The 18592-nt window shown below is 73.9% G+C and carries 16 protein-coding genes; 2 read left to right on the top strand and 14 right to left on the bottom strand.

The window, feature by feature from the left end:
• Positions 1–75: 75 nt before the first annotated feature.
• The 4 genes from ACQP12_RS09275 to ACQP12_RS09290 all read right to left on the bottom strand — a co-directional run bounded on the left by ACQP12_RS09275 (position 76) and on the right by ACQP12_RS09290 (position 5949).
• Complete coding sequence (locus ACQP12_RS09275) at positions 76–1338, bottom strand: WD40/YVTN/BNR-like repeat-containing protein (protein ID WP_433286631.1); 1263 nt, start codon at positions 1336–1338, stop codon at positions 76–78.
• Complete coding sequence (locus ACQP12_RS09280) at positions 1331–1861, bottom strand: RNA polymerase sigma factor (protein WP_433286633.1); 531 nt, start codon at positions 1859–1861, stop codon at positions 1331–1333. Before ACQP12_RS09280 ends, ACQP12_RS09275 begins: the two co-directional genes overlap by 8 nt.
• Positions 1862–1951: 90 nt before the next feature.
• Entirely contained in the window at positions 1952–4117 is a 2166-nt protein-coding gene (gene helR, locus ACQP12_RS09285; protein WP_433289199.1) for an RNA polymerase recycling motor ATPase HelR, read from the bottom strand.
• A 281-nt stretch (positions 4118–4398) separates the two neighbouring features.
• A complete protein-coding gene (locus tag ACQP12_RS09290) occupies positions 4399–5949 on the bottom strand; it encodes a chitinase (RefSeq protein ID WP_433286635.1) in 1551 nt (516 codons plus the stop codon).
• A gap of 146 nt (positions 5950–6095) precedes the next feature.
• Here ACQP12_RS09290 and ACQP12_RS09295 point away from each other — a divergent pair, with 146 nt between their 5' ends.
• The gene (locus ACQP12_RS09295) at positions 6096–6398 is read left to right on the top strand and encodes a GNAT family N-acetyltransferase (RefSeq protein ID WP_357942602.1); all 303 of its coding nucleotides are present in this window, start codon (positions 6096–6098) and stop codon (positions 6396–6398) included.
• 8 nt (positions 6399–6406) lie between these two features.
• Here the strand turns inward: ACQP12_RS09295 and ACQP12_RS09300 are convergent, their stop codons facing one another.
• The 3 genes from ACQP12_RS09300 to ACQP12_RS09310 form a co-directional block, all read right to left on the bottom strand.
• Positions 6407–6583, bottom strand: a complete 177-nt coding sequence (locus ACQP12_RS09300; RefSeq protein ID WP_433286638.1) for a hypothetical protein — start codon at positions 6581–6583, stop codon at positions 6407–6409.
• Positions 6584–6751: 168 nt separating this feature from the next.
• Positions 6752–7384, bottom strand: a complete 633-nt coding sequence (locus ACQP12_RS09305) for a TMEM175 family protein (RefSeq protein ID WP_433286640.1) — start codon at positions 7382–7384, stop codon at positions 6752–6754.
• 166 nt (positions 7385–7550) lie between these two features.
• On the bottom strand, positions 7551–8510 hold the full coding sequence (locus tag ACQP12_RS09310; protein ID WP_433286643.1) for a zinc metalloprotease: 960 nt from the start codon (positions 8508–8510) through the stop codon (positions 7551–7553).
• A 209-nt stretch (positions 8511–8719) separates the two neighbouring features.
• Between ACQP12_RS09310 and ACQP12_RS09315 the strand changes: the two genes are divergently transcribed.
• The gene (locus ACQP12_RS09315) at positions 8720–9640 is read left to right on the top strand and encodes an SCO6745 family protein (RefSeq protein ID WP_433286646.1); all 921 of its coding nucleotides are present in this window, start codon (positions 8720–8722) and stop codon (positions 9638–9640) included.
• Between the two features lie 12 nt (positions 9641–9652).
• On the opposite strand, the gene ACQP12_RS09320 is transcribed toward ACQP12_RS09315, so the two are convergent.
• The 7 genes from ACQP12_RS09320 to ACQP12_RS09350 are packed head-to-tail and all read right to left on the bottom strand — an operon-like array spanning position 9653 to position 18589.
• Positions 9653–12400, bottom strand: coding sequence for a hypothetical protein (locus tag ACQP12_RS09320; RefSeq protein WP_433286648.1), 2748 nt, complete (start codon positions 12398–12400; stop codon positions 9653–9655).
• Positions 12400–13545 carry a Gfo/Idh/MocA family protein gene (locus ACQP12_RS09325; RefSeq protein ID WP_433286650.1) on the bottom strand — a complete coding sequence of 382 codons (1146 nt, stop codon included), beginning with the start codon at positions 13543–13545 and terminating at the stop codon, positions 12400–12402. The genes ACQP12_RS09320 and ACQP12_RS09325 overlap by 1 nt, the downstream gene beginning before the upstream one ends.
• Positions 13542–14450 (bottom strand): sugar phosphate isomerase/epimerase family protein, encoded by a 909-nt coding sequence (locus ACQP12_RS09330; protein WP_433286652.1) that lies wholly within the window; start codon positions 14448–14450, stop codon positions 13542–13544. The genes ACQP12_RS09325 and ACQP12_RS09330 overlap by 4 nt, the downstream gene beginning before the upstream one ends.
• Positions 14441–15649 (bottom strand): CehA/McbA family metallohydrolase, encoded by a 1209-nt coding sequence (locus tag ACQP12_RS09335; RefSeq protein WP_433286654.1) that lies wholly within the window; start codon positions 15647–15649, stop codon positions 14441–14443. Before ACQP12_RS09335 ends, ACQP12_RS09330 begins: the two co-directional genes overlap by 10 nt.
• A 2-nt stretch (positions 15650–15651) precedes the next feature.
• On the bottom strand, positions 15652–16806 hold the full coding sequence (locus tag ACQP12_RS09340; RefSeq protein ID WP_433286656.1) for an ABC transporter ATP-binding protein: 1155 nt from the start codon (positions 16804–16806) through the stop codon (positions 15652–15654).
• Complete coding sequence (locus ACQP12_RS09345) at positions 16806–17687, bottom strand: carbohydrate ABC transporter permease (RefSeq protein WP_357942622.1); 882 nt, start codon at positions 17685–17687, stop codon at positions 16806–16808. The genes ACQP12_RS09340 and ACQP12_RS09345 overlap by 1 nt, the downstream gene beginning before the upstream one ends.
• A complete protein-coding gene (locus ACQP12_RS09350; RefSeq protein WP_433286658.1) occupies positions 17684–18589 on the bottom strand; it encodes a carbohydrate ABC transporter permease in 906 nt (301 codons plus the stop codon). The genes ACQP12_RS09345 and ACQP12_RS09350 overlap by 4 nt, the downstream gene beginning before the upstream one ends.
• Between the last annotated feature and the right edge of the window lie 3 nt (positions 18590–18592).

Below are 18592 nucleotides of genomic sequence, written 5' to 3' on the forward strand. Positions count from 1 at the left end.
GGATTACCCGTTCTGCGCCGACGTACACCCCGCGGGTGCTCCCGGCGGCCGTACCGCCGGGAGCACCCGATCCGGTCAGGGCAGCTCGGGCGGGTCGAGCCACGTCCAGGTGACGCCGTCGGTGGAGAGCCAGGCGCCCTCGCTGTCCGGCCAGCCGGTCTGCACGTACCCGTCCGCCACCGGGCGGGGGTCGGCGCCGGGCCCCAGCGGCGCGGGGCGCAGGGTCGCCCCGCCGTCGGAGCTGGCGAACATCAGCGGGTTCTCCCGGGCGGAGATGCCGGCCTGGACCACCAGCACACCGTCGGGCCGCACCGCCGCGTGGATCGTGCGGTCGCCGACCCTGGCCGTCGCGGCGGTCCGCTTCCAGGTGCCGCCGCCGTCCGTGCTGCGCCAGATCACCAGGGCGCCGCGCACCCGGCCGAGCGCGTAGACGGTGCGGCCGTCCCGAGTGGCGACCGCCGGGCCGCCGACGTCGTCCGAGGCGGCGAGGTCGTCCGGGAACACGTGCCGGGCCCAGGTACGCCCGCCGTCGCGGCTCACCTCGACGGCGCCGCCCGTGCCGACGATCCGGCCGCCGTGCTCGACGCGCTCACCGGTGAAGCCGCTGACCCACAGACCGGCCGCGGCGGGCACGCTTTCGACCACCACCGAGTTGAGCAGGGCCGACTTACGGGTGAGCTGCGCCAGGTCGCCGGTGGCCGGGTCGGCCGCGATGATCGGGTCGTACGTGGGGCCGGGCTGCCGGCCGAGGACCCGCCAGCCGGTCGGTAGCGCGTCCACGGGCCGCACGGTCACCTCACGCCAGGTGTTCCCGCCGTCGGCGCTGGCGATCCAACGCGCGGACCTGCTGTCCGGGGCGGACCGGGACAGGTAGTGGGCCACCACGGTGCGCGGTCCGGCCGCCCTCAGGTCCACCATGGCGTCCGCCGGTACCGGTAGCGGACCGGTGCGCCAGTGCCGGCCGCCGTCGTCGGTGCCCGCCCACTTCAGGGGACAGCTCTGGCACTCGCTCCAGCGCAGGTAGACGTGGGTCAGGTCGCCGGCGGCGGGCCGGCCGGTGGCGACCTGCGGGCCGGTGCCCGGGGTCGGTGTGCCACCCGGGTCGGGGATGAACTCCGGCGTACGGTCGGCGGCGAACCGGCCCACCGTCGGGCCGGAGTCGCCGGACCGGGCCGCCACGGCGGCCCCGGAGCCGGCGAGCAGCAGTGCGACCGTGGCGACGGTCACGACCTGCCGACGGCGACGGCGCCGGCGCGCCGCGGCGACGACCTGCTCGAAGTGCGGCTTGAACCCGGCCTGGGCGGCGGCGTTGAGGCTGGCGAAGTTCAGCTCAGGCATGGCGGGCCTTCCGGTCGGGGCGGGTCGGGACACCGTGGGAGGCCGCCGGCACCAGCGGGGCCCGGTCGTCCTCGCCGAGATGCTCGGCGAGCGCGCGGCGGGCCCGGACCAGCCGGGTCTTCACCGCCTCCACCGAGCAGCCCATCGCGGTCGCCACCTCGGTGACGGGCAGGTCCGCGAGGTGGTGCAGCACCACGGTCTCCCGGGCCGTACGCGGCAGCCGCTGCAACGCCGCCACCAGCGCGACGTGGTCCGGGGACAGCGCCGGTGCGCTGGGCTGCGCCGGGTCGAGGCGACCGGAGCGGACCAGCCCGTGCAGCAGCACCCGCCGGCGGTGCCGGGACCGGGCGACGTTCAACGCCACCGTCCGCAGCCAGGCCTCCGGGTTGGCCACCTCGCGGAACCGGCCCGGCCGGGCCAGCGCCCGGACGAACGCCTCCTGCACCACGTCCTGCGCCTCGGCGTAGTCGCCGGTCATTCCGTACACCTGCGCCACCAGGCGGGCCGCCGAGGTGGCGTACACCTGTCTGATTTGTTGCTGTGGCTCCACATCGTCCCCTCCCGTGCCGATCACTCCACCCGGTACGACCGGCGAGCGGGCCGCGAGGTGACATCATCGCCGGGCGATCACCGGTCCGGCACTGGTGAGCACGACGAGCTGCTGGGTCGCCCGGGTCATCGCGACGTAGCGGTCCACCGCGCCCTCGATGCCGTCACCGAACGCCTCGGGGTCGACGAGGACGACCAGGTCGAACTCCAACCCCTTCGACAGCTCCGGGGTCAGCGACCGGACCCGGGGCGTCGCCCGGAACTCCGGGTCGCCGATGACGCAGGCGACACCCTCGGCGTGCGCGGCGAGCCAGGTGTCGAGGATGGAGTCCAGCTCGGACACGGACCCGTGTACGACGGGGACGCCGCTGCCGCGGATGGAGGTCGGCACGTTGGCGTCCGGGAGCACGGCCCGGATGACCGGCTCGGCTTCCGCCATGACCTCCTTCGGCGTCCGGTAGTTGATGCTCAGCGTGGCCAGGTTGACCCGGTCGAGCCCGATGCGTTCGAGCCGTTCCTGCCACGACTCCGTGAACCCGTGCCGGGCCTGGGCGCGGTCGCCCACGATGGTGAAGCTCCGGGACGGGCAGCGGAGCAACAGCATCTGCCACTCCGCGTCGGTCAGTTCCTGGGCCTCGTCCACCACGACGTGCGCGAACGGGCCGGCGAGCAGGTCCGGGTCTGCGCTGGGCAGTCCGGCCTCGTCGACCAGGGCATCCTGGAGGTCCAGTTGACGCAGGCTCGACAGCACACCTTCACCGTCGTCATAGGCGTGGGCCTCGATCAGCTCGTCGACGACCGTGGACATTCGCGCACGTTCGGCCGCCAGGGTGGCGTCGTGCCGGCGCTGACGCCCGGACGCCTCGGGGTCGCCGAGCCGCTGCCGTGCCGCGTCCAGGAGTGGCAGGTCGGACACCGTCCAGGCCCGGGGGTCGGCGCGCTGCAACGTCCGGACCTCGTCCGGGCTGAGCCAGGGGGCGCACTTCCGCAGGTAGGCGGGAACCGACCACAGGTCCCCGACGAGGTCGGGCGCTTCGAGCAGCGGCCACGCGCGGTGGAAAGCGGTCCGCAGCTCCCGGTTCCGCAGCAGTGACCCGCGGAGCTGGTCGGCCGGTTCGTCGCCGTCATGCTTGTCCGTCAGGATCGTGAGCAGCTCCTCCCAGATCTGCTCGCGCGCCTCGTTGTGCGGGGTGCCGGGATCCGCCGCGTCGAACGCGGCGGCCCAGTCGTCGGCGCTCAACCAGATGTCGGACTCGTCGGTCGTGACCGTCATCCCCTTGGCCGGCGGCTCCTCGTAGAACCGGACGGCCGCCTCGATCGCCGTGACCAGGTTCGCGGACGACTTCAGGAGCGCCACGTCCGGGTCGGTCTCGACGGTTGCCTCGGCGCCCTCGGGGACGAGGTCGCGCAGGGTGCAGGTCTGCACCTCCTCCTCGCCGAGGCTGGGAAGGACGTCACCGACGTAGGCGAGATAGGGCTGGTGCGGACCGACGAACAGCACGCCGCCCCGGCGGTGGCCGAGGTGCGGGTCGGCGTAGAGGAGGTAGGCGGTGCGGTGCAGGGCGACGACGGTCTTCCCGGTGCCCGGACCGCCGTCCACGACGAGGGCGCCGCGGGACCCCGCCCGGATGATGGCGTCCTGGTCGGCCTGGATGGTGCCGAGCACGTCCCGCATCCGGTTCGACCGGCTGCCGCCCAGGCTGGCGATGAAGGCGGACTGGTCGTCGAGCGCCGCGTGCCCTTCCCACCCGTCCGAGGTGAACACCTCGTCCCAGTAGTCGGTGATCCGGCCGCGGGTCCAGCGGTACCGGCGGCGGCTCGCCAGACCCATGGGGTTGGCGTGGGTCGCGCCGAAGAACGGCTCGGCCGCGGGGGAGCGCCAGTCGAGCAGCAGCCGGCGACCCGTGCTGTCCGTGAGGCCACGCCGTCCGACGTACACGGGCTCGCCGTCGTCGGCGCCGACCATGCGCCCGAGGCACAGGTCCACGCCGTAGCGATGCAGGGTGCGCAGCCGGGCGGTCAGCCGGCGGACCTCCTCGTCCCGGTCCGACGCCTGCCGGCCCTTGCCGCCGGGCGCCCGGCGCGCGGCGTCGAGGCGCTCGGACAGGTCGGCGGACAACCGCTCGATGCTTTCCGCCAGGACCGCGAAGTGCTCCTCGTCGCGGGCGATCAGCGTCGGGTCGGCCTTGGCGGAGAGACGGTCGGGAAGGTCGAACACGCTGCTGGTCAGGGGATTCAACGCACCATTTCCGATCTGGGGCCGCGATGGCGCCGCCGGTCACCGGCGCCGTTCCGCCACCCCGTTTTCGCAGGTAGCTGGCTTCGGCGGGTGATTCTGCGGCACGACCGGGGTCTTGCCGCAAGCCCCCAGGTGCGATATACGTTGGAGGTGGAAGGGAGCAGGTGCTCCCTTCTTTGTGATTTTCGGGCCCATCTTTTTTCGGATTTCGGCGGACGAATGCTGGCCGGTCGCCCCGGCCGGTCAGTGCGGCCGGGGCGACCGGCAGGGCATCAGGGCAGGGCCTTCAGGAAGGGGCCGTGCTGGAGCCGGAACTCCCAGCCGTAGTACCGGTCCCAGTTGATCGACCACGTCATGAGGCCGCGGAAGCCCGGGTTGGTGCCGCTGCGCGGCGCGTAGCCGCCGCAGCTCTGGCCCTTCACCAGGCAGGTGACCGCCTGCTGCACGCCCGCCGGGGCGACGTAGCCGTTGCCGGCGCTTGTCGACGACGGCGCCCCGAAGGCGACCTGGTCCTCCCGTAGTGCCGGGAACACGGCGCTGGCGTTCCCGGCGACCGGGAAGCCGGCGAGCAGCATGTCGGTCATCGCGATGTGGAAGTCGGCGCCGCCCATGGTGTGGTACTGGTTGTCCAGCCCGACGATCGGGCCGGAGTTGTAGTCCTGCACGTGCAGCACCGTGAGGATGTCGCGCAGGGCGTGGATCACGGGCAGGTACGACCCGGCGCGGGGGTCCTGCCCGCCCCACGGGCCCGGCCCGTAGAACTGGTAGCCGAGCTGCACGAAGAAGGTCTCCGGGGCCATGGTGAGGACGAAGCCGGCGCCGTAGCGCTGCTTCAGGGTCCGGATCGCCGCGATCAGGTTGACGATCACCGGAGTGGTGGGGTTGCGGAAGTCGGTGTCGCCGGGGTTCAGGTAGAGGGAGTGGCCCTCGAAGTCGATGTCCAGGCCGTTGAGGCCGTACCGGTCGATGATCGCGGACACCGACCGCACGAAGGTGTCCCGGGCGGCGGCCGTCGTGAGCTGGACCTGCCCGTTCTGGCCGCCGATGGACAGCAGCACCTTCTTGCCCTGCTGCTGCTTGGCCCGGATGGCGGCGGTGAACTCCGCCTCACTCTCGACGTTGGGGCACTCGGCGACGGGGCAGAGCTGGAAGCGGATGTCGCCGGAGGTGACCGAGGTGGGCTCGCCGAAGGCCAGGTTGACGACGTCCCAGTCGGCGGGCACGTCGGCCATCCGCAGGTAGCCGGAGCCGTTGGCGAAGCTGGCGTGCAGGTAGCCGATGAGGGCGTGCTTCGGCAGCCCGCCGGCCGGCGGCGGGTTCGTCGGCGGTGGCGTGGACGGCGGGGTCGTGGTGGGCGGGGTCGTGGTGGGCGGCGGGCTGGTCGTGGGCGGTGCGGTGGTCGTCGGCGGGGTGGTCGGGGTGCCGCCGCCGCACGGGGCGCCGTTGAGGGTGCAGTCGGTGGGCGAGCCGGACCCGGTGGCGAGGAAGCCGAACGACACCGAGGCGCCGGGGGCGATGGTGCCGTTCCAGGATCGGTTCGTGAACGTGTGCCGCTGGCCGGCGCTGCTGACCGTGGCGTCCCAGTAGGAGCCGAGGGTGGTGCCGGCCGGCAGGGTGAAGGCGACCTGCCAGCCGGTGATGGTGCTGGCGCCGCCGTTCGTGATCGTGTACTTGCCCTCCCAGCCGGTGCCCCAGTCGGAGGTCTTGGCGAAGGTGGCGGTGGGGCCGGCGGCCAGCGCCGGGCCGGCGAGCGCCACGGTCGCGGCGGCGGTGGCGAGCGCCGCGAGAGCGGCCAGGAACGGGGTACGGGCGGTGCGGTGCATCCGGTCCTCCCGGTACGGGGGTGGGCCGTCGGACGTATCGACGGATGCACAATTATTAGGTTTGTTAACTGTAGCTGTCCAGGACCGCGCTGTCGCCGCGGTCACTTCCGGCGGTGGATCCCATCGCACCGTGGTTGGATGGCGGGATGGGTTTCACGGTGACGGACGTGCCCGAGCGGGAGCGGTTCGAGGCGCGGGACGAGGCGGGCGCGACGGCCGGCCTGGTCACCTATCAGCTGAGCGGCAACATCATCGCCTACACCCACACCGAGGTCGCCCCGGAGTTCGAGGGGCAGGGCGTCGGCTCGCTCCTGGCCCGGGCCGTCATGGACGACGCGCGGGCCAACCGGCGGACCGTGGTGCCGATCTGCCCCTTCCTGAGCGGCTGGCTGGAGAAGCACCCCGAGTACGACGGCATCGTGGCCCGCTCGACCCGCAAGGTCAAATAGCGGCGGGCTCAGTCCGTCGAGCGGGTGAGGATCGGCGACGCGCCGAGCGGCGGCGAGGAGACCGTCGTTTCCGTGCCGTCACCGCCCCGGACGGGAAGCGCGCCCGCCGGGATGTCTCCCGCGGCGTGCCGGCGCCCGGCGCGGAGCACCGCCGCCCCCGCCACCACTGCCGTCAGTGTGATCATCGCTGCCTGCAGCAGTGACCGCCGCCTGCTCCGTCGACGCTTCATCTCGTTGCCTCCTGGCGCTCGTGTCCTGTCTCGTTGCCATGATGAAGGCGTCAAAGCGGCCGTTCGGGATGTTTCGGAACTTCGACACCGCCCGGGTGAGTGAGTCCTTCCGGCCACCCGCGGTCACGCCGGATCGACCCGGCCACGGCGGGGCCCCGCCCGGCCGGTCTCGCCCCGGATCGGCAGCCAGTAGAACGGGATGAACGCGGCGATCACCGCGACGCCGAGAGCGGGAACGAGGGCGCCCACCAGCGTGCCGGCGGCGATCCAGGTGAGGGCGAGCCGGAAGCGCCGGGTGATGGCTCGGGCGCCGGCGGAGTCGATGGTGGTCACGAGCAGCCCGGGACGACGGCGTGCGTACGCCCAGATGACGTTGAACAGGATCGCCGCCACTTCGAACGTGACGCCGTGGAGGACGACGGCGACGCGCTCTCCGTGCCCGTCGCGGAACGCCTGGGACAGAATCGAGGCGGCGAAGGGCAGGAAGGCGATGTCCATCAGCAGCACGGTGTTGAGGAACAGCACCGTCCGGTCGGCGGTGCGGATCTGGTCGAACATGACGTGGTGATTGGCCCACACCTGCCCGATCAACATGAAGGTGACGACGTAGGCCAGGTAGGACGGCCAGAGCGTGACGAGGCCGTGCAGCAGGTGCCGGCTGTCCTCCGGTGGACGGATCTCCAGGACGAGCAGCGTGACGGCGATGGCGATGACCGCGTCGCTGAACGCGACGACCCGCGAAGGATCCCGCTCCATGCCGAACGGTGATGACCTTCCTGGCCTGCCAGCGGGTTCTGTCACGGTCCCAGCATCGGGCACCAGCGGCCGCGGACCGTGAACGCCGAGCGGCATTTCGTGGCGCCGTACCCGGAAGGGGTTGACGGGCCGCTGGTCGCGGCCCGTCAACCCCCGGTACCCGGTGCTACTTGCCGCCGCCGGACCGGAACGCCACCCAGGCGTCACTCATCCGGTCCGCCTGTCCGGCGGTGAACATGTTCATGCAGGAGTCCTGCGTGTAGTCCATGAAGTTGTGGATCGGGTCCAGCCCGGGTGCGGTGCAGGTGTCCGCGCCGACCGGGCAGTTGAACTGCGGCGCCGCTTCCCGCGGGGTGTCCGCGACGAAGTCGCCCGAGGCGGAGCACCCGTGCGCGAAGGTGTGCTCCAGCATCAGCCAGTGCCCGACCTCGTGCGTCAGCGTGTCACCGAGGGCGTACTTGCCCGCCGTCCCGCCCGGCATCGACTCGTCGAGCATCACCACGCCGTCGATGTAGTCCCGGCCGTTGTTGTAACCCTTCGGGAAGTACGCCCAGCCGAGGAGGCCGCCGCCGATGTTGGCCGCGTACACGTTCAAGGTGCGGGCGTCGCCGGTGTACAACGCCTTCTTCATGTCCCGCTCGTTCTTGCCGGGCACGACCGTGTACCAGTCGCTGTTCACCGTCCACGTCGTGTCGACCAGCGAGAACCGGAACGGCGTGTCGGAGGCGTCCGACGCCGTGCGGCCCGCGTACGAGTCGTTGAGCACCTTCATCTGCGCCGCGATGAGGGTGTTCCACCGGTTGGTCTCGGCCGCGCTGAGGGCGTGGTCGGAGATCATGTGGAAGACCGTGGGCACGGTGACGCTGCCGTTGGGCAGGCGCGGCGCGTCCTTGATCACGCCGTAGGCGTTCGCCTCGTTCTTGGAATACAGCTCGGGCTCCTGGGCGGTGGCGCCCTCGCTCACCCGCGCCGCGCTGTGCCCCTGGCCCGGCGCGCACGCCGTCACGCCCGCGGAGGCGGTCACGGATGCTGCCGTGCCCACCGCGGCGGATGCTCCGCCGGCACCCAGGAATGTCGCCGCGGTGGCGGTCAGGACCGCCAGTTGGAAGGTGGATCTTCTGTGCATCGTTGCACCTTTCGCCGGATGGAGCCACCGACCTGAGTGGACGAGGGTTGCCGCAAGCGGGCCGGTGACAGTCGTCGTCCCGGTATGAGAACACGCCGCTGACCTGAGCAAAAGGCCCCCACCAGGCAGCCGTCGCACCCGTGGGGTGACAGGCCGCCGCCGGCATGGGAACCTACCGGTCGGTAACGTTCCCGGCGGAAGGCAGTGACATGGCGGACCTGACAGCGTTGGCGGATCCGGGCGGGCAGCAACCGGAGGCGCTCGATCCCGCCGTCGTGCGCCGCGCCTGGCGGGTGACCGAGCCCCTGCACGCGATGATCTACTTCGTGCCGGAGGCGCACGAGCGGTACGCCGCCCTCGGCCTCCCCGCCCCGGCCGGCTACTTCGCCTCCCGCGCGGCCGCCCTGGGACCGGTCGGTCCCGGCCCGGTGGTGGCCAGCTTCTTCAACTTCAGCCCGGACCTCGTGGCCCGCGTGCTCCCGGCCGCCTGGGAGCGGGCGACACCGGCCGCCGTCCTGGCCGCCCGGCGGGACGCCGCCGACGCGGCCCTGACCCGGGCGCTCGGCGACGCGGTGCGGGCCCCGGAGCTGGTCGAGGCCGCCGAGCTGGCCCGCCGCGCCGCCGAAGCCGCCACCGCACACCCCGAGGGGCGGCCGCTGTTCGCGGCACACGCGGCGCTGCCCTGGCCGGACCAGCCGCACCTGATCCTCTGGCAGGCCCAGACGCTCCTGCGGGAGTTCCGTGGCGACGGGCACGTGGCCGCCCTGGTGCTCGCCGGCCTGACCGGGCTGGAGGCGCTGGTGCTGCACGCCGCCTCCGGCGAGGTGTCGGTCCGCTTCCTGCGCCGCACCCGGGGCTGGACCGGCGAGCAGTGGGCGGACGCGGTCGAGCGGCTGCGCGGGCGCGGGCTGGTCGAGGGCGACGAGCCCACCCTGACCGACAGCGGACGGGCGCAGCGCGCGTGGATCGAGGCGGCCACCGACCGGCTCGCCACGCCCGCGTACGCGGTGCTCGGCGCCGACGGGTGCGCCCGCCTCGCCGAGCTGACCCGGCCGCTGAGCCGGGCCGTTGTCGACGCCGGCCTGCTCGACGTCGACAACGCCGTGCCGCCGGCGCCGCGCAAGGGATGAGCCGGCGGCGGGTCAGGTGAGGTCGAGCTGCACCGTGGCGATCTCCCAGGCGCGCAGCGGCAGCCGGACCGACCCCTCAGCGTCGACGGTGAGCGGCTCGCCGGCCCGGCCGAGCAGGTCGGCCCGCCACGCCCCGCGTACCGGTGCGCCGCCGAGCACGGCGGTGGTGTCCACCGGGGTCTGCGCCACCAGGCGCACCTCGGTGCGGCCCGCCCGGTCCCGCACGCTGGTCACCGCGACGCCCGGACCGTCGACGGCGAGCCCGACCGCCGGCACGGGCAGCGCGGTGGCCGGGTCGGCGGTGCCGGGGAACGACAGCAGCTCGTGCCGGTACGCCTCGGCCGCCGCCAGCACACCCGTCTCGTGCCAGGCGCCCCGGTACGGCAGCACCGCCAGCTCGACCGTGCGGGTGCCGCGACACTGTGCCTGGGGCGTGGGCAGCTGCGGGCCGGCGGGTTCGTCGCGCAGCGCGTGCCGGTTGCGGGACAGCATCCCGATCGACCGCAGCACCGTCACCGCCAGCTCGCGGCCGGCGTCGGTCAGCTCGTACTCGGTGGGCTGGGTCAGCAGCACGGCGAGCGCGCCGTCCGGCCCGCCGGCCGCCACGAACCCGTTGGCCGGGAACGTGGGCAGCGGCACCTCGCCGCCACCGCCCTCGGCGGTCAGGCCGCGCGCCACGACGGCGAACTGGCCCTCGGCGTACGAGGTGTCGGCCGGCGACGGCAGCGGCAGGTGCAGCCGCACCCGGTGGTCGTCGCAGCGGTTGTCGAACTCGACGCGCAGCCGGACGAAGCCCTCGCCGCGGCGCAGCTCGACCCGGGTCGTCACGGTGACGGGTTCCCGGTCCACCGAGCGGGAGCCGGCGTCGACGTCCGCGGCCACCGGCCAGCGGTACTCGCGTACCACCTCCAGGACGGCCACGAGCGGCCCGTCGTGGCGCACCACGGTCCGCACCGCCCGCGGCTTGTCGACCAGTTCGTCGGCGGCCGGCGGGGCGTAGTTGTAGCTGTCGCCCACGTCGCCGCCGTCGACGATCCGGCCGACCCCGTCCACGGTCACCCCGTCCGGGGTGGACAGCGCGAGGGTGCCGTCCTCCGCGACGTCGACCCGGAGCAGGCCGTTGTCGAGGCTGCGGCCGGCAACCGTCACCGGGTCCGACGCCGGCGTGGCGGTCGCCGGGAGCGGCGCCGGCCGGACCGCGGCGTGCCCCAGCGGCGGCACGTCGACCAGGGCAGCCACGGTGGCCCGGGGAGCGGCGAGGATCCGTACCCGCCACCGGTCGGGCTGCCCGGCGGCGGCGAGCGCCAGCCGGACGTCCTCCACGTCGAAGGCCGGGTCGCCGTGCCGGGCCACCTCGAAGGTGAGGGTGGCGTCCTCGGGCGACACCGACCAGGCCGTGACCTCCTGACCGTAGAGCTCCCGGCCGTGCACCCGGGTGAGGACGGCCGGCAGCTCGGCGGCCGGCACCACGTCGTCGGCGAGCAGCGTGCGGCTCCGGTCGAGGACCTGGGTGGCCATGCTGCGGCCGGTGGCGTCGGCCAGCGCCACGGCGCCGTCGGCCGGCACCGCCACGTCGAGGCACACCAGGGCGGTACGCGCCGCCGGGGTGGGGTTGAACAGCAGGTGACCGTCCCGGGGCACGGCGGCCGAGAGCCGCGCGCCGACCAGGTCGCAGACCGCCCGGCCGAGCTGGTCGGCCTCGGCGAGCCGGGCGGCGACCTGCTCGGCGGTCTCGTCGCAGCCGCAGCCGGTGACCGAGTCGTGGCAGCTCGCGTCGATCAGCCGGGTCCAGGCCATGTCGAGGAAGCGCTGCACGGACCCGTCGTGGGTGAGCGCGGCGAGCGGTTCGGCGTACCGTTCGACCCGCCGCTCGGCGCGGTTCATCGCCTGCTTCAGGTGCGCGCGGACGGAGATCACGCCGGGCAGGATGTTGGCCCGGGCGTGCGAGCGCAGCTCGCCACGCACCACGGGCAGCCCGTCGACCGTGGCCGGTTGGGTGGCGAAGTACTCGGCGAGGGTGCCCAGCCGCAGCCGGGTGCCGGCCACGTCGGCGGTGGCCAGCAGGTCGGGGGCGTCCGGCGCCGGTGCGGCGTGGTCGGTGCCGTACATGGCCAGGACCGGGGTGTCGTCGCCGGCCGGCCGCCATTCGGCGAGGCGGTCGGCGAGGTCGCCGGCGCGGCGGGTGACCTGCGCGGCGTCGTCCATGAGGCCGGCCGCGTTGCCGTAGCCGCCGGGCAGGTACTGGGTGCGGACGGTGGTGCCGTCGGGCGCCTGCCAGGCGAACGCGTGACTGTGCACCCGCTCGGGCACGCCCCGGAACACGCAGGCGTGGGCCAGCCCGGCGCCGGCCAGGATCTGCGGCATCTGGGCGATGTGGCCGAACATGTCGGGCAGGTAGCCGACCGGCATGGCGCCGCCCAGCTCGGCGCTGCGCGCCAACCCGCGTTCCAGGTTGCGGACGATGTTCTCGCCGGAGCAGAGAAACTCGTCGAGCAGGATCTGCCAGGGGCCCACCGACAGCCGGCCGGCGCGGACCAGGTCGATCACCTGCTCCCGCCGCTCCGGGCGGACCTCCAGGTAGTCGTCGACCGCGGCGAGCTGCCCGTCCAGGGTGAACCGCTGCCGCGGGTCGCGCTCCATCCGGTCGAACACGTCGTCGAGCAGCGCCACGAGCCGCAGCCGGAACCGCTGGAACGGCTCGTACCACTCCCGGTCCCAGTGGGTGTGCGGCACCACGATGATCTCGGTCGGTCGCGTCATCAGCTTGCCGCCTCTCCGCCGATCGCCGCCCCGGTCAGCTCACCGTAGCGGCGTACCACCTGCTGGCTGGTCCGTACGTCGGCCGCGCCCTCGGCGATGCCGGTCAGCGGCGCGGCGCCCGCCGTGACCATCGCGTGGAACGCGACAAGTTCCTGCTCGAACGCCTCGGTCACCGACCGGTACGCGGCCCGCCGCTCGCCGCCGCCGTGCTCGTCCACCACGGTCAGCGTGGTCGGCGCGTTGAGCAGGTACGGCGAGGGGAACACCAGCTCCAGCGAGCCTCGGGCGTGGTGCAGGGTGACCGTCTCCCGGTAGGCGGGGTAGTCGGGCAGGTTGAGCCACCGGATGCCGTAGCGGGCGCCGTCCGGCAGCCGGCCGCTGATCTCCACCGACGGCTCGGCCGGCCCGTCCGGCGTGAGCGGCCAGGTGGCGACCTGCTCCACGGTGGCCGGTGCCCCGGTGAACAGCCGCAGCAGGGACAGGTCGTGCGAGATGCTGTTGATCAGGATCTGGTAGAGCGCGCGGGCGCCCGGGTCGGTGCCGACGGCGGCGTCGAGCAGCGCCCGGTCGGCGGCGGACAGCCGGGCCACCTCGTCGGGCGGCAGGTCGCCGGCGGCCGGCGGCAGGTTGGCGAAGCGGAGCTGCCGGTCGCCGCCGGCGTGCAGCACGGTCACCTCCACGGCGTGCACCCGCTCCGCGCCGCCGAGTTCCGCCAGCAGCCGCGCGGCCTCGGCCACCGCCGGGTCGTACTGCTTCATGTAGCCGACCATCAGCGCCGGGCTGCCGGCACTCAGGTCGGCCAGCACGGCCGTCTCGGCGCGCGTGTAGGCCAGCGGCTTCTCGCACAGCACGGGTAGGCCGGCGCGCAGCGCCAGCGCGGCCAGGTCGCCGTGCGAGCCGGAGGTGGCCAGCAGCACCGCGTCGCAGCCGCCGTCGGTCACCATCCGGGCGGCATCGGTGTAGCGGCGGGCGGGCTCGACGCCGTACCGCTCGCCCAGCTCGGTCATCCGGGACGGGGACAGGTCGGCCAGCGCGACGATCTCGAACAGGTCGCTCCGGCGCTGCAGCAGCGGCAGGTGCACGGTGCGGGCGATGATGCCCAGCCCGGCCACCGCGATCCGGATCCGCTTGCCCGGCTCGGTCATCGCAGCGCCTCCTCGAGCCACCGCCGGTTGTCGTGCTGGTCGGCGCGGATGCGGTCGAGGTCCCCGCCCTCGGGGGCGTCCTGCTCGACGACCAGCCAGCCGGTGTAGCCGATGTCGTCGAGGGCGGCGAACACCCCGGCGAAGTCGACGTCGCCGCGGCCCAGGGCGCAGAAGCCGCCGGCGGCGACCACGTCCATGAGGCCCCCGCCGGCCGCCCGGGCCCGGGCGTGGGCGGCGAGGTCGGCGTCCTTCAGGTGCACCTGGCCGATCCGGCCGGCCCAGCGGCGTACGGCGGCCACCGGGTCCCCGCCGGCCAGCGCCAGGTGCCCGGTGTCCAGGCAGACGGCGATGTCGGTGAGGTCGAGCAGCCGGTCGGCCTCCGCCTCGGTCTCCACGTCGGTGCCGAGGTGGTAGTGGAACACCGGCTCCAGCCCGCGGTCGCGGCACCGGTCGGCGGCCTGCTGCACCCGGGCGGCGAAGTCCGGCCAGGCCGCGGCGGGCAGCGCCGACGCCAGATCGGTCGGGACCCCCGGCCGGGCCATCCGGCCCGGGTTGCCGGGGCAGGCCAGGGTCGGCCGGGGCGCGAACCGGGGGTCGTCGACCGGCGCGGCGGTGAACACGTCGAGCGCGGCGTCGAGCTGGGCCAGGTCCTCGGCGAAACCGGCCGGGTCGGCGAAGCGCAGGTCGACCCAGCCGCCGGCCAGCCCGATGCCGGCGGCGGCCAGCCGCCGGGCGAGGGTCTCGCCGGTGCCGAGGTAGCCGATCGGGCCGGAGTCCACCCCGGTGTAGCCGTCGCGGGCCAGCGCCGCGAGCAGGTCCTCGGGGCCGACGGGTGCGCCGGTGGGCTGGTAGATGCCGTAGTTGACGGGGGCGCCGGCCACCCGCGTGCGTGCGGTCAGCTGCACAGTGCGATCACCTCCATGCGGTGGGACTCCAGGACGTGCAGCCCGTCGCCGGCCGGCAGCAGGCACCGGTCGCCGCGGACCAGCCGGTGCCGGCCGTCCGGGTAGGCCAGCAGCGCGCCGTCGGCGTCGAGCGCCAGCAGCTCGTCGCCGAGGCGCAGCAGCAGCGGCCCGCCGGGGTCGGCGGAGACAGCGGTACGGCCGCCGCGCAGCGCGTCCAGCACGGCGTCGACGGGTGCGCGGTCCGGGTCGGCGAGCACCCAGGTGGTGGGGGAGCCGGGCGGCGCGTCGTCGCCGGGGCGGTGGAAGTCGCTGCCGCCGATCGCCACGACGTCCGGCCGCCACGCCTGCGCCCACGCGAGGGGGGCGCCCCAGGTGCGGTCCCACCAGCCGGAGTGCCACACCTCGACCAGCGTGGTGCGTTCGGCCAGCGGCTGGCGCCAGGCGCAGTCGCCGCCCAGGGGGTGGTTGACCGACATGAGCCCGCCGTCGCGCCGGGCCGCGGCGAGCCACTCGTCCGGCGGGCGGCGGAAGTCGACCCAGCCCACCGGCCCGAACACGTTGGCGTGCCCCCGGTCGGTGGTCACCTCCTGGCCGGGCAGCAGGGTGATGCCGTAGCGGGCGGAGGCGTCCGGCAGCCACGGGTGGTGGCTGACCGTGTTGTGGTCGGTGACGGCGAGGAAGTCCAGGCCGCGGGCGGCGGCGAGCGCGGCCAGCTCGTCGATGGTCTGGCTGCCGTCGCTGTGCACGGTGTGCGCGTGCAGGTCACCGGCGAGCCAGCGCCGGCCGTCGACGGCGGGCAGGTCGCGGCGGGGCGGGCGGTCGGGGCGCGGTGGCGCCGCCGGTGCGGGTGGCGCGGGCGGCGGCGTGGTGCTGGTGGTGGCGGTGACCTCGTAGTCCAGCCCGTCCGGTGGGATGCGGTGCAACCGCAGCAGCACCTGCCACTCGCCGGGTTCCAGCTCGCCCGGCAGGTAGCCGGGGGTGGCCCAGTCGGCGGCCACGGTGTAGCCGTCGCGGGCGCCCCCCGACCAGCCCCGGAAGCCGCCGGGCCCGACACAGCCCAGGTCGAGCACCCCGGCCTCGCGGGGATAGTCCAGCCGGACGGTGAGCGCGGCGGTGCCCGGTGCGACGGTGACCGGCAGGGGCCGCAGCACGTCGTCGGCCCGGTCCTGGAGGGTCCACCTGCCGCGGTGCACGACCACGGTCAGCTCCGGACGGCCGCGTCGGCGCGGGGGGCCGGCACGGCCGCCGTGGCGGTGGCGGTCACCAGGTTCCCGTCCCGGTAGAGCAGCGACCGGCCGGGGCGGGGCACCGCCCAGCCGGTGTCGCCCGGTTCGGGTTCGGCGCCCTCGGGCACCACGACCTGCACGCTGGTCCGGCCGGCCTCGTCGCCCGCCTCGGCGTCGTCGGTGGGCACGTCCAGCGAGACCAGGGAGACGCTGCCCAGGTTCTCCACGACGACGACCTCGCCGGTCAGCGCGCCGGGGACCTCGGTGGGGGAGTAGTCCAGGTATTCGGGGCGGATCCCGTAGACCAGCCGCTCGCCGTCGGTGACCTGGCCGCGGGCGTCGTCGGGCAGCGGCAGCCGGGCCCGGGCCACGGCCAGCTCGTCGCCCCGCACCCGCGCGTCGATCAGGTTCATCGGGGTGGAGCCGATGAAGCCGGCCACGAAGGTGTTGGCGGGGCGGCGGAACACCTCGGTGGGGGTGCCGACCTGGCGGATCCGGCCGCCCTCCATCACCGCGATCCGGTCGGCCAGGGCGAGCGCCTCGGCCTGGTCATGGGTGACGAAGACGGTGGTGACGCCCAGCTCCCGCTGCAGGCGCTTGAGGAAGGTCCGGGCCTCCAGCCGCAGCCGGGCGTCGAGGTTGGACAGCGGCTCGTCGAGCAGGAACACCTGCGGGTGGCACGCCATCGCGCGGGCCAGGGCGACGCGCTGCTGCTGGCCGCCGGAGAGCTGCCCGGGACGGCGTTCCAGCAGCCCGGACAGGCCGAGCTCGTCGGCGGTGTCGGCGGCCTTGCTGCCCCGGCTGCGCCGGTCGACCTTCTTGATCCGCAGCGGATAGGCGATGTTGTCCCGCACGGTCATGTGCGGGAACAGCGCGTAGTCCTGGAAGACCATGGCCACGTCCCGCTTGCCCGGCGGCAGGTTGGTGACGTCGCGCTCGCCGATCCGCACGCTGCCGCCGGAGGCGACCTCCAGGCCCGCGATCGTGCGCAGCAGGGTGGTCTTGCCGCAGCCGGACGGGCCGAGCAGGGCGAAGAACTCGCCGTCGGCGATCTCCAGGTCGAGGGCGTCCAGGGCGCGTACCCCGCCGGGGTAGACCTTGGTCAGCTCGCGCATCGTGATGGCGGACATCAGCGCTTGATCCCTCCGTGGAAGCGGAACCCGTACCGGCTGCTGACGAAGACGAACATGAGCGCCACCGGCAGCGAGTAGAGCAGCGAGAAGGTGGAGAGCAGCCGCAGGTCGGCCTGCCCGCCCTCGGTGTAGAGCGTGTACATGATCACCGCGGCGGGGGCCTTGTCCGGCCCGCGCAGCAGCAGGAACGGCACCAGGAAGTTGCCCCACACGTTGGCGACCGCCCAGACACCGACGGTGGCCAGGCCGGGACGGACGAGCGGCACCACGATGTGCCGCATGATCTGCAACGGGCTGGCGCCGAAGACCCGGGCCGACTCCTCGTAGGACGTCGGGGTGGAGTCCATGAAGTCCTTGAGGATGAAGATGGCCGCCGGCAGCAGCCCGCCGCTGAGGATCAGGATGACGCCGAGCCGGGAGTCGATGAGGTTGAGCCGGAAGGCCAGCTCGAACAGCGGCACCATGGTGGCGGTGCCGGTGACGATCGACGACAGCAGCAGCAGCCCGTAGAGCAGCGCGTCGCGGCCGGGCACCCGGACCCGGCTCAGCGCGTACGCGGCGAGGGCCCCGAAGGTCACCACCAGCGCCGCGGTGCCGGCCGCCAGGTAGACCGAGTTGAGCAGCGACGTCAGCGCGTACGGGTTGTCCAGCAGGGCACGGAAGTTGTCCAGGGTGAACCGGGGCAGCGAGGCCGTGATGGTTGGGGTGTCGTCGAACGGGGCGGTGGCCAGCCACAGCAGCGGCAGCGCGAAGAAGCCCAGGACGGCGCAGAGGAACGTGTAGCGGGCGATCTGGGCGAGCAGGTGGCGTACCGCGACGGTGGGCCGCTCGCCGGTCGGCTCGCTGGTGGTGGTTGCGGGCGCCGCGGTGGTGGTCACGCCGACTCCTTCCGCCGGCCGAGCATGCGCAGGTAGATCAGCGCGATGACCAGGTTGATCAGCAGCATGATGAACGAGATGGCGGCGCCGAAGCCGAGCTCGCCGCCGGAGAGCGCCACCTTGTAGACGTAGACCGGCAGGATCTCCGAGCGCTGCTCGGGCCCGCCGGCGGTGATCAGGAACGGCGCGAAGTCGTTGAACGTCCACAGGCTGATCAGCAGCAGGTTGGTCAGCACGTGCCCGCGGATGCGGGGGAAGACCACGTCGCGCAGCTGCTGCCAGGTCGAGGCGCCGGCCAGCCGGGCGGTCTCCAGGTGCGAGCGGGGGACGTTCTCCAGCGCGGCGGCGTAGAGCATCATCGAGAACGCCGTGCCGCGCCAGGTGTTGAAGATGATGATCGACAGCATCGGGTGGTCCAGCAGCCACGCCGTCCCGGGGATGCCGAGCAGCGCGTTGAGCGTGCCGGCGTCCCGGTCGAGCAGGGCGATCCACAGGAAGGCGACCACCGAGCTGGGCAGGATCCAGGAGAGCAGGACGAACCCCTCGACCACCCGGCGCAGCGGGCCGCGCCGGTCGCGCAGCGCGAACGCGATGGCGAAGCCGAGGCCGGCCTGGCCGATGACGGCCGAGCCGAGGACGAACTGGAGGGTGAGCAGCAGCGAGGTGCGGAACCGCTCGTCGCCGAGGGCCTGGGTGTAGTTGTCCAGGCCGACGACCTCGGGATGGGCGGCGGCCAGCCCGGTCAGCCGGTAGTTGGTCACGCCCAGGTAGATCGTCCAGGCGGCCGGCACCACGAGGAAGACCAGGATGAGCACCATGGCCGGGACGAGGAACCCGGTGGCCCGGGCCCGGCCGAGCCCGGCGGCGTCGGGGGCCGGGGAGGCGCCCGTTACCGGGCGCACTCC

Source organism: Micromonospora sp. CA-244673, assembly GCF_050948395.1.
In the GTDB taxonomy this organism is placed as follows: Bacteria; Actinomycetota; Actinomycetes; order Mycobacteriales; family Micromonosporaceae; genus Micromonospora.